Source organism: Candidatus Pelagibacter sp. Uisw_127, assembly GCF_047722515.1.
Classification (GTDB): domain Bacteria; phylum Pseudomonadota; class Alphaproteobacteria; order Pelagibacterales; family Pelagibacteraceae; genus Pelagibacter.
In genome coordinates, this window is record NZ_CP159815.1 from 340,337 (window position 1) to 354,921 (window position 14,585).

Here is a 14,585-nt window from a genome sequence, read left to right on the forward strand (position 1 = left end):
ATTAGGTATTTTTCTTAATAATAAATAAAAATATTAGTGATGAAGCAAACATCACAAAACCATAAGCTGCAGTCGGTACAATAAGTGGACTTAAAACTCCAACTTCAGGTCCTAATTGAGTAGCTATAAAAACTGCCAAAGTCCCATTTTGTAAACCACATTCAAGTGCAATACATTTTTGTTGAGCAATTCCTGTGGCAAATATTTTTGCAACATAATATCCAATAATCATCATGGAAATATTCAGAGTCGTTGCTATTAAACCAGCCGAAGTTAAAAATGGAATGATCTTGTCCCACTCGGAAATATAAATCCCAAACAACACAATAATAAACAAAATAACCGAAACTTTAGTGATTAAGTTGCTTTTTAAAGCTATATAGTCACTAAAAAATTTCCTTATAATCATTCCTATAATTACAGGAACAGTTACAACAAAAAACATTTTAATTGATATTCCAATCATTGAAATATCTTTTGACAAAAATGAAACTTCAAAAATTTCTGCAGATTTAAAAACTATAAATGGAACAGTAATAATACTAATTAAGCTAATAATTGCAGTTAAAGAAATAGATAAAGCAACATCTCCATTTGCAAACTTAGTATATATATTTGACGTAACACCACCTGGTGCTGCTGCAATTATCATAACACCCAAAGCTAATTCAGCTGGGGTATTTAATAATTTAATTAAAGTAAATGCTACGATGGGTAGTAAAATTAATTGGCAAATTAAGCCTACGAGAAAATCTTTGGGATTTTTTATTACTCTTGTAAAATCATTGATTGTTAAACTTGTTCCAAGACCAAGCATCATTAATGCTAAGATAATAGGTGCAATTTTAGTTACTATTTCCATAATATAAATATTTAATAATTTTTAATAAAATTTATATATGTAAGTAATGTTTGCAACATAATATTAAATTATTAAGCAATTTAGGATTGAAAAATGTTTAAGATAGATCTATTGCGTGTTTTTTTAGGGCTTCTATAGAAACAAACTTTAAGGTTTTTTCATGAGTTCTTTTTATATAAACAGGACAAGCTTTTTCAGCTTCAACAGCTTTTGCATACCAACTTGCGCAGACACACCAGCCATCACCATCTTTTAACCCTGGAAAACCAAATTCAGGATGAGGTGTGATTAAATCATTGCCAGCATTTTTAGCCCATTCTAAAAAACTAGTTGTAACCTTTGCACAAACAGTATGTACGCCGTGATCATTTTTATCAGTACTACAACAACCATCTCTATGCCATCCTGTTAACGGGTCGTTAGAACATTCTTCTAGATCTTCACCTAAAACATTTTTTTGTTTATCAGTCATTTAAATTTTTGTTGGATTAGGTTGGCCCTTGTAGACAACCTCTGGATCAAAAGATTTTTCTTTTTCTTCAAACTTCATTTCAATTTCTCTGCCATTTTCAATTGGACCTAATGGAATTGATCTATAAAAACACGATCTATAACCAACGTGACAGCTAGAACCATCTCCAATATCAACAGTTAACCAAACTGAATCTTGATCATCATCAATTCTTATCTCTAAAACTTTTTGAGTATAGCCACTCGTTTTACCTTTGTGCCAAATTTGCTGTCTAGATCTACTAAAATAATGAGCTTCTTTAGTTTCTATAGTTTTTTTAAAAGCTTCAACATTCATATAGCCATGCATTAAAATATCTTTAGTTTTTGAGCACATTGTAATAACTGGAATTAATCCATCATTATCAAATTTTGGTGAAAGGAGCTTCCCCTCTTCAATTTCAACTATATTTTCTCTTTTTTTAAACATATCTAGGTGATTATGTAGCATATTGGTCGATATATTAAATATTTTAAAAACAATGATTTACTGTATAAACTCGCCTTATGAAATTAGTTAAAGAAACAGATAATAAAATTTTAGATGCTAATAAGGTTTCCGACAAAGAAGCTGAAGAGGCATTCAAAACTATTTTAACTTGGATAGGCGAAGATCCTAGTAGAGAAGGGTTATTAGAAACTCCAAAGAGAGTTGTTAAAGCATTTAAAGAATACTTTGGTGGATACACTGAAGATGCAAATAAAATTTTAGAGAAAACCTTTGGGGATGTTGAGGGTTATGATGATATGGTTGTTGAAAAAAATATTTCAGTATCAAGTCATTGTGAACATCATATGGCACCCATAGTTGGAACGGCGCATGTTGCCTACATTCCAAATGAAAGAGTTGTAGGTTTAAGTAAACTTGCAAGAGTAGTGGAGGTTTTTTCAAAAAGATTACAAACACAAGAAAGACTAACAATGCAAGTTGCTCAAGCTTTAATGACTTCATTAGATGCAAAAGGAGTTGCTGTTACGATTGATGCAGCACATCAATGTATGACGATGAGGGGTATTAAAAAAGAAAATGCAACAACAGTTACAAATTACTTCTTAGGACAATTCAAAGAAGATTTAAGCATTCAAAACAGATACTTAAGATTTATTAGCAAGTAACCTTCCCAAGGAGGAAAAACCATGTCCAACAATTTTAAAGCCATAGTAATAAATCAAGAAGGTGAAAATTTTACAAGAGAAGTTAAATCTATTGATAAAAGCTTTTTAAAACATGGAGATGTTACTGTTAAAGTAGATTATTCAGATTTAAATTTTAAAGATGGAATGATTTTAAAAAATGGTGGACGCCTTGTTAAAGAGTTTCCTCATATTCCAGGCATAGACTTTTCAGGAACAGTTCTTGAAAGCGAAAATCCAAAATTTAAAACAGGTGATGAAATAATTTTAACTGGATGGAGAGTCGGAGAAGCTTTTTTTGGTGGATACTCTCAAGTAGCAAAAGTTAATGCTGATTTTTTAGTTAAAAAACCAAGCAACTTAACAAGTAAACAAGCTATGATGTTAGGGACGGCTGGCTTTACATCTTTAATGAGTGCATTTGCAATCCAAGCAAGAGAAGAAATTTTATTAGGTGAAAAAGTAAACGATGTATTGGTTACTGGTGCTACAGGAGGAGTTGGAAGCGTAGCGGTAATGGCTCTTACTAAATTAGGATATAATGTAACAGCTGTTACAGGAAAAGATTCTAAAACAGATTATTTAAAATCACTAGGAGCAAAAAATATTGTTAATAGAGCTGATTTTGACAAAGACCCAAGACCAATTGACAAAGGATTGTGGGACGGTGTTGTTGATACAGTAGGGGGAAAAATTTTAGCTAACGCAATAGCTCAAACTAGATCAAATGGAATTATAGCCGTTTGTGGAAATGCAAATAGTAATGAATTAAATACAAATTTATTACCATTCATGCTTAGAGGAATTAAAGTTTGGGGAATGGATTCTGCAAATTGTAGTATAAAAAGAAGAGAATTCATTTGGGAGGAAGCTGCAAAACTTGTTGATTTTGAAGTTCTTGAAAAATCAATCTTAACCGTAAGCTTAGAAGAATTATTAGAAACATATCCAAAAATTCTAAAAGGTGAAATCTCAGGAAGAGTATTAGTAGATTTAAATAAATAAATGGATTGGGATAAATTAAAAATATTTCACGCTGTAGCAGAAGCGGGAAGTTTTACTAATGCGACAGTTAACCTAAATTTAAGTCAATCAGCAATCAGCAGACAAATTCAATCATTAGAAAATGATTTAAAAGTTCAACTTTTTGAACGTCATGCAAGAGGGCTTACATTAACAGAACACGGTGAGTATGTTTTTAAAACTGCACGTGATGTTATTACCAAACTTAAAGAAGTTGAAACGTCATTGGGAGATCAGAAAAATAAACCAACTGGAAAACTAACAATTACAACTGTTAGAAGTTTTGGAACTCACTGGTTAACCCCACGTATTCAAGAGTTTATGACCTTAAATCCTGAAATTGAAATAGAGTTAATTTTTGATGATAAAGAATTAGATTTAAGCACAAGACAGGCTGATTTAGGAATTTTTATGAGAAGACCTAAACAACTTAATTATATCCAAAAAAAATTAGTAGATATTAAATATTATATTTATGGCTCTAATAAATATTTAGAAAAACATGGAATGCCAAAAACAATTACTGATTTAAACAAACATAAATTTATTTCATTTGGAAAAGGAGCACCATCACCAGTATATGATCCTGATTGGGCTTTAAAACTAGGTATAAAAGATGGTAAAAAAAGAAAACCAGTAATGAAAGTTAATAGTGTTATGGGTTTACTTTTAGCCGTAGAAGCTGGCGTAGGTCTTGCAGCACTTCCTGAATATTTAGTTTCAAATTCAAACAATGTAATAAAAGTACTTCCAAATTCAGAAGGACCAATAACAGAGGCTCACTTTGTGTATCCACAATCCCTTAAAAATACCGCAAGAATTACTGCTTTTAGAAACTTTTTATTTAGTAAAATTGGTGACTGGAAGTCTTAATTAACTAGACTTATCGTTAACGTAAACCGAAACACCCCTAGAATTAATATCAACATCAAACTTTTTATGTAATGGCGGAAACGCTCTTTGCGGGCAATCCAATCTATCGCATGTTCTGCAAGATACTCCGATAGGAATTTCTGATGTTTTATCGCTAACATTAATATTTTCTGTGTACACAAAGTCTTTTGCATATTTCGCATCACAACCAAGGCCAATAGATAGTATACTTTTTGACCTGCCAAATCTTCCAACACCTTTTTCAACCGTTCTTGCAATACAAACATATTTTTCACCATTAGTCATTTTACTGACGGCTGCCTGAATTACACCAGGTCTTGTAAAGGCAGAATAAACATTCCATCTAGGACACGCACCACCGTATCTGGGTATTTCAATTCCAGATAATGAAAATCTTTTTGAAATATTTCCAGCCATGTCAACTCTTAACATGTGAAAAGGGATTCCAAGTAACTTTGGATCTTGAAGACATGTTACTCTATGTGCAACTTGTTCAAATGATGTTGCAAAAGTATTTTGTAAAAGTTCTAAATCATATTTTAATTTTTTACATTCTGTATGAAATGGTTTGTAAGGCATCAAGATAGCAGCACCACAATAATTTAGTAAAGCAACTTTAGTTAATTTTTTTGACTCTTCGGATGGAAAAGCAAATTCAGATAAGTAATCATCAATCTCTTTCATCGCTCCTTCTTGTGCAATTTGCGCAGCGGCATGAAGTTTTTTTGTTTCTAAAGAACTATAGTCACTTAACAAAAGTTCTTTTTTATTTTTATTATAGATTTTTGCAAAAGGCTTTCCTTCATCAGGTAAAATATCTTTTACAGTTATTGAATATTCATCTTTTAAATAATCACATAAGGAAATATATCGTGTTCTATTATTTTTTTGAATTTTATCAAAAACTTTATTTGCAAACTCTTCTAGTTTTGGAAAATAGTTTTTATGTTCTTGAAGAAAGTCAGATATTACCTCTCCTGGAAAAGAGTTTTTTCTATTATCAACTATTTTACCTGAAATTTTTTCTATCTTATTGATTAGCTCATGATCTTTTTTTTTAAGTATGTCTCCTAGTCGAACAAGTGCTCTACCTATTTTTGGGTTTGTTCCGACAAGATCTTTAACTTCAGGACCAAGAATATCCAAATCTTCAAATAATTTGTCATCTAGAATTTCTGAAATAGTGTTTTCTAAATTAACATCAGATTTAGATGTTAAGTCTGAAAGTTGAATATTTAATTTTTCACAAACTTTAAGTAATAAATCTCCATCTATTTTTCTTTTACCACTTTCAATTAAATTTAAATAACTTGGAGAAATACCAAGGTCTTCAGCAAGCTTGTTAGCTTGCAAGCCTAACTGTCTTCTAAAAGCCTTTATTTTTGGTCCTATCTTTAGATCTATTTGACTCATATTCTTTTTTTGTAAATTTTGTAAATTTAAATTTACAATTAGTTTCTTTGTTTTACAACGTTTTTTACGATTTAATTAGATTTTGTAAATTTAGTCAATTATAAAGTTTACATGAACAATAAAAACATAAACAAAAACAATGAAAATCAAGGTGAAATTAACGAAAACAAGAATCAGAATCAATTTAGTCAATCTGGGATTTATCTTAGAGACGACCATTGCGATTGGGGCTCTAGTGGAATGAATGAATTCACTCAAGAATATAGTGAAGACAAATAAGTCCTCTGCCGTTAATTTAAATACGATCTAATTTTCTTAATACAGAACCTAGAAAGACCTACTTATGAGCTCAGAAGCTAAAGTTTCATACGATTTAAAAAGATTTTCAGGAATTAAAAAAGACTATACTGCAGAAGAAGTAGAGCGATTACGTGGTTCTATTAAAATTGAATATTCTATGTGCAAACATCAATCTAAAAAATTGTGGGATCTTTTAAATTCAGAACCTTATATTAATACTTTAGGCTCATTATCCGGAAACCATGCTATTCAACATGCAAAAGCAGGATTGAAAGCGATTTACTTAAGTGGCTGGCAGGTAGCTGCAGACGCTAACACTGCTGGAGAAATGTATCCAGATCAATCTTTATACCCATATGATAGTGCACCAAAATTAGTTGAGTCGATGAACAATGCTTTAGTTAGAGCAGATCAAATTCAGCATATGGAAATTAGTGATGGTGATATGCAATCGAAAGATAGAACAGATTATATGCTGCCAATTATTGCAGATGGTGAGGCAGGATTTGGCGGACCATTAAATGTTTTTGAATTGACTAAAAAATTTATTAAAGCGGGTGCTGCTGGAGTTCACTTTGAGGATCAATTAGCTAGTGAAAAAAAATGTGGGCATATGGGTGGAAAAGTTTTAGTCCCAACCAGTACTATGATTAAAAATTTAAAAGCTGCAAGACTTGCTGCAGACATTGCTGAGGTACCATTAATAATTTTAGCAAGAACAGATGCTAATGCTGCAAAATTAATTACTAATAATTTTGACGAAAATGATAAGCCTTTCTTAACAGGTGAAAGATCACCAGAAGGTTTTTATTATGTTAAACAAGGAATTGAACAAGCTATCTCTAGGGGATTAGCTTATGCACCTTATTCAGATTTAATCTGGTGTGAAACAGCCACTCCTAATCTTGAAGAAGCTAAAAAGTTTGCAGACGCAATACATGATAAATTTCCTGGTAAGTTATTAGCTTACAATTGTTCTCCCTCGTTCAATTGGAAAAAACATTTATCAGACGCTGAGATTGCTACGTTCCAACAAAAAATTAGTGAAATGGGATATAAGTTTCAATTCATTACGCTTGCAGGTTTCCATACTCAAAATATTGCAATTTTTGAACTTGCTGAAAAATATAAAACCGAAGGCATGACTGCTTATTCTAAAATTCAAGAACTTGAATTTGCTAGAGAGAAAGATGGTTACACTAGTGTTAAACATCAAAGAGAAGTTGGTACTTCTTATTTCGATGCCGTGTCAAACACCATTAGCTCAGGCAAAAGCTCAACAACAGCCATGGAAGGCTCGACAGAGTCCGAACAGTTTTAAAATTACCTACACTTCTCTATTGTGAATTAATATCAGGACCTTCAGGGTCTTGGTATGATGTTTTAATTATTGTTTACATAACTTCTAAATATGCTTTAATATTTGAATGTTTATAAGTGGATTGCTTTTAATTCTTTTTTATATTTCACATAGATACATTGTTGCCTGGATAAACTTTTATAATAATCAAGATGAAAGGTTTGGTAAATCAATCTGGCGTTGGACATACGATTATAAGGTCATTGGTGAAAGAGATGTTTCAGACCTTGATGACAAACCTTTTGTAAGAAAAAGAAGAATTAGAAATCGTACAGTTACCTTAATGTATTGTAATTTTTTCACTGGATTTGTAATCTCCATGTCTTTCGTAAGTAATTTGCTTAGCCTAATATTATCTTAATTAACCCTTGTACACTGCGACAATATATGCGATTGATAATCATTCGCAATGCTAATAATAAGCATTCCAAACTATATAACCAACATAAAGAGAAAATAATAATGAAAAAACTTACGATTATTGCATTTTTAATGACTTTATTTGCAAACATGACGTTTGCAGCTGAAGTTAATGTATTCAGTGCAAGACACTACGATTCAGATATTCAACTTTACAAAAAATTTACAGCTAAAACTGGAATTAAAGTAAATGTGGTATCTGGTAAAGATAAAGCTCTTCAAAAAAGAATAACTGAAGAGGGTACCGATTCAAAAGCTGACCTTTATATTACTGCTGACGCAGGAAGATTAGGTGCATTCGCTGCAAAAGGAATGTTCCAAAATTCTATGACTGCTGCAATTAAAGCTGCAGTTCCAGCAAACTTTAGAACTGCTAAATGGACTGGAATAGCTAAGAGAGCAAGAATTATGTATTATTCACCAGAAAGAGTAAACGCAAATGAACTTAACGGTATGACCTACGAAGGTCTTGCTGATCCAAAATGGAAAGGTAGAGTTGTTATAAGAAAATCTAACAATATCTATAACCAATCTCTTGTTGCATCATTAGTAAAAAATAATGGTAAAGCAGCAACTTGTACTTGGGCAAAAGGTGTTGTAGCTAACATGGCTAGAGACTCTAAAGGAAATGATAGAGCTCAAATTTTAGCTGTAGCCGCAGGTGAAGCTGATCTAGCAGTAGCTAATACTTACTACCTAGCTTTGATGTTATCTGGAAAAAAAGGTCCAGAACAACAAGAGGCTGCCAAAAAAGTTTTACCATTTTTTCCTAACCAAGGAGATAGAGGAACTCACATGAATATTAGTGGCGGTGGTGTCTTAAAAAATGCCCCCAATGCTGATAACGCAAAAAAACTACTTGAGTTTTTATTAACTAAAGAAGCACAAGAGCATATAGTTAATAATACATTTGAATATCCCATGATTGATGGTGTTGAACCTCACGCATTAGTTAAACAAATGGGTCTTGGATATAATCAAGATTTAGAAACTAAAGTTGCTAATTATGGAAAACAACAAGCGACTGCACTTGAGTGTATGTTAGCTGCAAGTTGGAAGTAATAAGCGAGTGAAAAAGAATTTATTTAATATTGATTTAGATAAATCTTCTGACGTATATGGGTCGCAATCTCTGAAAGCTTGTGATCCATGTGCAGCAGAGTGTGAAAAAATCAATAGAAAAATAAATAATAGAAAATTATCAGATATTGAAGATAAAGAGGTTGCACATATCCTCTCTCCTTTTAATACATAATTTTCTTTTTAATGATTGTGCTCATAATCTCTCAAAAGGTATTTACCCTATCTAACTTGTTTATGGGCACTAAAAAATTCAAATGCAAGTAATACAATTAAACAAAAACTTAAAAAACAACAGGAATAGAATGATAGAAGGAAAAAAATGTTCAAATGTAGTTTTGAAAACAAGAAAAATTGGAAAATGGGTTGATGTTAGTACTAATGATTTATTCAAAAGTAAAAAAGTAATTCTTTTTTCATTACCAGGTGCATTTACACCAGTATGCTCTGAAAAACAGTTACCTGGATTTGAAGAAAATTATGATAAATTCTTAGACCTAGGTATTAATGAGGTCTATTGCATTAGTGTTAATGATGGCTTTGTCATGAATGCTTGGGCTGATCAACAAAAACTGAGAAAAGTTAAGGTATTACCAGATGGAAATGCTGATTTTACTCGCTCGATGGGCATGTTAGTGGAAAAAAAACATGTAGGGTTTGGACAAAGAAGTTGGAGGTATTGTGCAATTATTAATGATGGTGTGGTTGAAAAATGGTGGCAAGAAGTGGGCATGAACAATGAAGGAAGCGATCCTGATCCATACGAAGAAACAACACCTGAAAATTGCATAGAGTATCTTTCTAAAAAATAAAATATGTAAATGAACTATATTTATATACAAGTTTTAGGAATTAATTTTAGTAATCTCTCTCCAATTTGATTATTAGGTTAATATTAACTTCTCTTGGACGCAGGGGAAGTTTCTTAAATTTAGTTATTAGGGTAATATAAAAAATGGGTAAAAAAATTAACATTTGGTATGTAAGTTCTTTTTTAATATCTATTGCTGTAGCTATACCAATAGTTACAGTGTTCAGTAGTTTTTTTGAGACAACTGGTAACTATTCATCCATTATTAAAGATACCTTTCTTTATGATTATATCTTTAATTCTTTAACACTTTTAATAGGTGTTTTAATCTTAACATTTATAATTGGAGTTGGCAGTGCTTATTTAGTTTCATTCTATAGTTTTCCTGGTGCTAATTTTTTTAAATGGGCGCTAATTTTATCTTTTGCAGTACCTGCTTATATTTATGCCTATTCCTTAACAGCTTTTTTTGAAAATTATGGAACTGCTTTTTCAATTCTAAAAAATCTATTTGGAGAGGGTAATTACAACAAACACATTCCAAAATTTGATGGAATGATGGGGGCTATAATTTCAATATCATTTTCTTTGTTTGGTTACGTATATGTTTTAACTAGAGCTTCATTTCATTATCAATCACAAAACCTAATTGAACTTGGAAAAAATCTTGGTTTTTCAAAGAAAAAATCTTTTTTTAAAATAATTCTTCCTTCTGCAAGACCAGCTATAGTTGCTGGACTTTCACTTGTTGCAATGGAAACTTTATCGGACTTTGGTTCTGTATCATATTTTGGAATATCAACACTTACTACAGGGATATATAATGCATGGATTTCATTTGATGATTTAGCCTTAGCTAATAGATTATCATTTTATTTATTAATTTTTATTCTTGGGTTGTTTATTTTAGAAAACTTATCTAGAAAAAAAGCCCAATACCACACACCATCTAAAGGTGGATTTAAATCTAAATCATTAACCTCATTAAATGGATATAAATCAACTTTAGCTTTATTTTTTTGCGCAACAATATTTTTTATTAGTTTTTTATTTCCAGTATTACAAATGCTTTATTGGACAATTATTTTTCCAAAACACTTAGCAGATTTAAATTTGATGGAATTATTTTTAAATACTATTTTGTTAGTTTTTTTATCAAGTATTGTATTAATAACTCTAGCATTCATATCAAATTATGGGAACAGAGTTTCTAAAAGTAAATTCCTTGAAATATTAACTACTTTTTCTATATCTGGATATGCAATTCCTGGAATTATATTGGCGGTTGCTTTTATTACTTTCGTTTCATGGTTTGACAACAACGTTGTTAATTTTTTTGGATTTAATACAATTAAATCAATTTTTATAGGCTCTATTTTGGGATTAGTTATAGTTTACTTTGTTAGATTTTATTCATTAGCTAGTAACGGTATTAAATCTGGTTATTTAAAAATAAATTATTCAATAGACGAAAGTGCTTATTTATTAGGTTATTCAAAGTTTAGAACCTTTAAAGAAATTCATATTCCTTATTTAAAAAATTCTATGCTCTTAATTGGAATCTTAATTGCGATCGAGGTAATTAAGGAGTTGCCAATAACATTAATAATGAGACCTTTTAATTTTGAGACTTTTGCCACTACAGCGTATGTATTTGCCTCTCAAGACTTGTTAGAAGCTGCTGCAGCACCTTCATTATTCCTTATTCTTATTGCAAGTTTCTTTATTATAATTACATCTAGGTACATTCTTAAAGATTAATAAATATGCCTAAAAATTTTTTAGAAATCGAAAACGTTACATTTGCAGCAAGCGCAAAGAGTAAAGTTAACAATGTTTCCTTAACCATTGAAAATGAAGGTGACATTATTTGTCTATTAGGACCTTCGGGTATTGGTAAAACTACAATTTTAAGAACCATAGCTGGACTTGAGAAAATACAATCTGGAAAAATTATACTTAAGGATAAGATTATCTCATCTCAAGATACTCATGTTGAGCCAGAAAATAGAAACATATCTTTAGCTTTCCAGGATAATTCATTGTTCCCACATTATAATGTCATTCAAAACATTGAATTTGGTGCGGAGAGAAACAGTAAAAAGAAAAAAAACTTAACTATCGATGAAGTAATTAAATTTCTTCATTTAGATCATGTTAAAGATAAATTTCCTCACCAAATAAGTTCAGGTGAAGCTCAAAGAGCGTCTTTAGCAAGAGCGTTATTATCTAAGCCTGACCTGTTGTTATTGGATGAACCCTTGTCAAATGTAGACCAAAGTTTTAAAGAAGAAATTCAAGTTAAACTCAAGCAAATCTTAACTGATTTAAAAATCACAACAATTATAGTAACTCACGATTCTTACGAGGCATTCTACCTTGGAAGTAAATGTGGAATAATTTTAGATAGCCAACTTAAGCAATATGATGATCCTTATAACGTTTATCACTTTCCAAATTCCATTGAAGTAGTTAACTTTTTAAATAGAGGAATTTTAATTCCAGCTAAGGTTACAGGTGAAAATAGCTTAGAGAGTGACGACTTAGGTTCGATAACAGGTAATTTTATAAAACATTATCCAAAAGGTTCTGAAGTCCAGCTCTTATTGCAGCCAGAAGATTTGGAGCATGATGATAAAAGTAATTTAAAATTAGAAGTAGTTGATAGAAGATTCAGAGGAACTAATTTTATTTACACACTGAAAACTGCAAGCAATAAATTAATTCCAGTATTTGTTCACTCTCACCATATTCATCAACATGAAGTAGATGAAAAATTTGGGATCAAACGTCCTATTAATATTGATCATATAGTTTGTTTCTAATAAAAACTATCTTTACAAATGAACAATAGATTAAAAACATTAACAAAGGGAATTGCTGATGTAAGCCCCTTGATGATACCCGTAATTCCTTTTGGAATTATCTACGGTGTTATTGGAATGGAGTTAGGATTGAGTGCATATATGACACTTGGAATGTCTATTATAATTTTTGGTGGTGCTTCACAAATAGTTTTACTGCAATTATTTTCAGGGGGCGCCTCATCTTTTGTAACCATAACTTCAGTGGGTGCGGTAAATTCTAGACATCTATTATATGGAGCAGTCTTTGCTGAATATTTATCTCATTTAAAAATTACCTGGAAGATTATTTTATCTTATGTATTAATTGATCAAGCATTTGCTGTTTCAAATACTTACTTTAAAAACAATAAAGAAAATGAATATAAACATTATCATTTATTAGGAGCTGGTTTTACATGCTGGATTGTTTGGCAAATATCAACAATCTTGGGCATAGTTTTAGGATCAATTGTTCCAGAAGAATTAGGTTTAAGTTTTACCATTTCTTTAACATTTCTTGCTTTGCTAATTAATGATTTTAGAAAGTTTAAAAATATTATTATAATGCTGGTGTCAGGGGTAGTTGCAACTATTGGATATAATACAATACCATTTCAAGCATATATTATCGTTGCAGCAATATCTGCGTTACTAGTTGCTACATTATTAACTTTGATAACTTTAAAGAAAAATTAATGCATTGGTCGACAATTATTTATTGTGGAATTATTACTTATTTAACAAGGTTTTCTATGATTTTTTTATTAAAGGAAGACATATTAAATGACAAGACAAAAAAAATACTTTCCTATGTTCCCTCTGCTATTTTCCCAGCAATAATTTTTCCACCAATATTTCTAGACAGTGCAGGCGCAATAGATATTGATAATAATCCAAAAATATTAGCTGCTATACTTGCAATAATTATTGGTTATTTTAGTCGAAGTATTATTGCTACAATCTTTGTGGGCCTTATCTCTTATTGGTTTTTAATTTTTGTATATTACCAATAGAAAAACTTATAATTAAAACCCCATGTTTCATAAATTTAAAATTAGCAAAGATCTAATTGGCATATTTTATATGCTCTTATGTCAATTCTCATTTGCAACAAATGACGCTTTTGTAAAGGTTATTTACGAAAACTACGATGAAATGTTTGTTTTAAACCAAATTATTTTCATAAGAGGTATTTTTACATTACTTTTCATTTTATTATTTCTTTATATTAAGAAAGAGCTTAATTTTAAATCAATCTTTACTTCAAATGAATTGAGAGTGAGAGGCATTTTAGAATCTTTAGCAGCTTTATTTTTTTTCATTGGTATTGCTTTATTACCTTTTGCAAATGTTTATATTTTACTAAGCATGGCACCAATTTTATTAACTGCATTTGGTGCAATATTTTTAAGAGAAGAAGTTAGATGGAGGAGGTGGAGTGCGGTATTATTAGGTTTTGTTGGTGTGGTGGTGGTAATTAATCCTGGAAAATTGGAGACTAGTTATTATTTCATCTTTCCTATAATTGCAGCTGTCATGCTTTCGATTAGAGACATGTATACAAAAAATTTTAAAAAAGATTATCCCAGTTTACAAATTGCATTTATGACATGTTTTGTTGTTACTGCTCTTTTTGGTTTGTTAAGTATTTATAAATTTTATGATTTTAGTTTAAAGGATGTACTTATTTTGTTCATCGCTGCCTTTTTTCTAGCGCTAGGCTACATTTTTTCAATAGCAACAATCAAAATTGCACTAGTTTCTGTTACATCAACATTTAGATATTCAGTTATTCTATGGGGAATATTATATGGGTATTTTTTATTTGATGAGGTGCCATCGGCTAACAGCTATATAGGGGCATTAATAATCATAGTTAGTGGCCTAATTATTATTTCAAGACAAAAAAAGATTGGCGTTATAAAATAAAAT

At 30.7% G+C, this 14,585-nt stretch carries 18 protein-coding genes; 14 read left to right on the forward strand and 4 right to left on the reverse strand.

Annotated elements, in window-relative coordinates:
- Position 1: 1 nt before the first annotated feature.
- From ABXT65_RS01765 to hisI, 3 genes are all read right to left on the reverse strand, one after another.
- A complete protein-coding gene (locus ABXT65_RS01765) occupies positions 2-862 on the reverse strand; it encodes a bile acid:sodium symporter family protein (protein WP_415323785.1) in 861 nt (286 codons plus the stop codon).
- A 97-nt stretch (positions 863-959) separates the two neighbouring features.
- On the reverse strand, positions 960-1,334 hold the full coding sequence (locus tag ABXT65_RS01770) for a DUF2237 family protein (RefSeq protein ID WP_415323786.1): 375 nt from the start codon (positions 1,332-1,334) through the stop codon (positions 960-962).
- The gene (gene hisI / locus ABXT65_RS01775) at positions 1,335-1,802 is read right to left on the reverse strand and encodes a phosphoribosyl-AMP cyclohydrolase (RefSeq protein WP_415323787.1); all 468 of its coding nucleotides are present in this window, start codon (positions 1,800-1,802) and stop codon (positions 1,335-1,337) included. It abuts the gene before it with no gap.
- Positions 1,803-1,879: 77 nt separating this feature from the next.
- Between hisI and folE the strand changes: the two genes are divergently transcribed.
- From folE to ABXT65_RS01790, 3 genes are read left to right on the forward strand one after another with little or no spacing between them, the layout of a single operon-like run.
- A complete protein-coding gene (gene folE / locus ABXT65_RS01780) occupies positions 1,880-2,488 on the forward strand; it encodes a GTP cyclohydrolase I FolE (RefSeq protein WP_415323788.1) in 609 nt (202 codons plus the stop codon).
- A gap of 21 nt (positions 2,489-2,509) precedes the next feature.
- On the forward strand, positions 2,510-3,511 hold the full coding sequence (locus ABXT65_RS01785) for an MDR family oxidoreductase (RefSeq protein WP_415323789.1): 1,002 nt from the start codon (positions 2,510-2,512) through the stop codon (positions 3,509-3,511).
- On the forward strand, positions 3,512-4,402 hold the full coding sequence (locus tag ABXT65_RS01790) for a LysR family transcriptional regulator (protein WP_415323790.1): 891 nt from the start codon (positions 3,512-3,514) through the stop codon (positions 4,400-4,402).
- Here the strand turns inward: ABXT65_RS01790 and ABXT65_RS01795 are convergent, their stop codons facing one another.
- Positions 4,403-5,836, reverse strand: a complete 1,434-nt coding sequence (locus ABXT65_RS01795; protein ID WP_415323791.1) for a helix-turn-helix domain-containing protein — start codon at positions 5,834-5,836, stop codon at positions 4,403-4,405. It lies immediately after the preceding gene.
- A 111-nt stretch (positions 5,837-5,947) separates the two neighbouring features.
- Here ABXT65_RS01795 and ABXT65_RS01800 point away from each other — a divergent pair, with 111 nt between their 5' ends.
- From ABXT65_RS01800 to ABXT65_RS01850, 11 genes are all read left to right on the forward strand, one after another.
- A complete protein-coding gene (locus tag ABXT65_RS01800; RefSeq protein WP_415323792.1) occupies positions 5,948-6,115 on the forward strand; it encodes a hypothetical protein in 168 nt (55 codons plus the stop codon).
- A gap of 64 nt (positions 6,116-6,179) precedes the next feature.
- Positions 6,180-7,457, forward strand: coding sequence for an isocitrate lyase (aceA, locus tag ABXT65_RS01805; protein WP_415323793.1), 1,278 nt, complete (start codon positions 6,180-6,182; stop codon positions 7,455-7,457).
- A gap of 106 nt (positions 7,458-7,563) precedes the next feature.
- Complete coding sequence (locus ABXT65_RS01810; RefSeq protein WP_415323794.1) at positions 7,564-7,857, forward strand: hypothetical protein; 294 nt, start codon at positions 7,564-7,566, stop codon at positions 7,855-7,857.
- 101 nt (positions 7,858-7,958) lie between these two features.
- Entirely contained in the window at positions 7,959-8,978 is a 1,020-nt protein-coding gene (locus tag ABXT65_RS01815) for an extracellular solute-binding protein (RefSeq protein WP_415323795.1), read from the forward strand.
- Positions 8,979-8,985: 7 nt separating this feature from the next.
- The gene (locus ABXT65_RS01820) at positions 8,986-9,171 is read left to right on the forward strand and encodes a hypothetical protein (RefSeq protein ID WP_168607384.1); all 186 of its coding nucleotides are present in this window, start codon (positions 8,986-8,988) and stop codon (positions 9,169-9,171) included.
- 130 nt (positions 9,172-9,301) lie between these two features.
- Positions 9,302-9,808, forward strand: coding sequence for a peroxiredoxin (locus ABXT65_RS01825; protein WP_415323796.1), 507 nt, complete (start codon positions 9,302-9,304; stop codon positions 9,806-9,808).
- 143 nt (positions 9,809-9,951) lie between these two features.
- A complete protein-coding gene (locus tag ABXT65_RS01830) occupies positions 9,952-11,568 on the forward strand; it encodes an ABC transporter permease (protein ID WP_415323797.1) in 1,617 nt (538 codons plus the stop codon).
- Between the two features lie 5 nt (positions 11,569-11,573).
- On the forward strand, positions 11,574-12,632 hold the full coding sequence (locus ABXT65_RS01835; RefSeq protein WP_415323798.1) for an ABC transporter ATP-binding protein: 1,059 nt from the start codon (positions 11,574-11,576) through the stop codon (positions 12,630-12,632).
- A gap of 18 nt (positions 12,633-12,650) precedes the next feature.
- Positions 12,651-13,349: an AzlC family ABC transporter permease gene (locus ABXT65_RS01840; RefSeq protein ID WP_415323800.1), complete on the forward strand. Its 699-nt coding sequence runs from the start codon at positions 12,651-12,653 to the stop codon at positions 13,347-13,349.
- Entirely contained in the window at positions 13,349-13,666 is a 318-nt protein-coding gene (locus ABXT65_RS01845) for an AzlD domain-containing protein (protein ID WP_415323802.1), read from the forward strand. The genes ABXT65_RS01840 and ABXT65_RS01845 overlap by 1 nt, the downstream gene beginning before the upstream one ends.
- Positions 13,667-13,688: 22 nt before the next feature.
- The gene (locus ABXT65_RS01850; RefSeq protein WP_415323803.1) at positions 13,689-14,582 is read left to right on the forward strand and encodes a DMT family transporter; all 894 of its coding nucleotides are present in this window, start codon (positions 13,689-13,691) and stop codon (positions 14,580-14,582) included.
- Positions 14,583-14,585 lie beyond the last annotated feature (3 nt).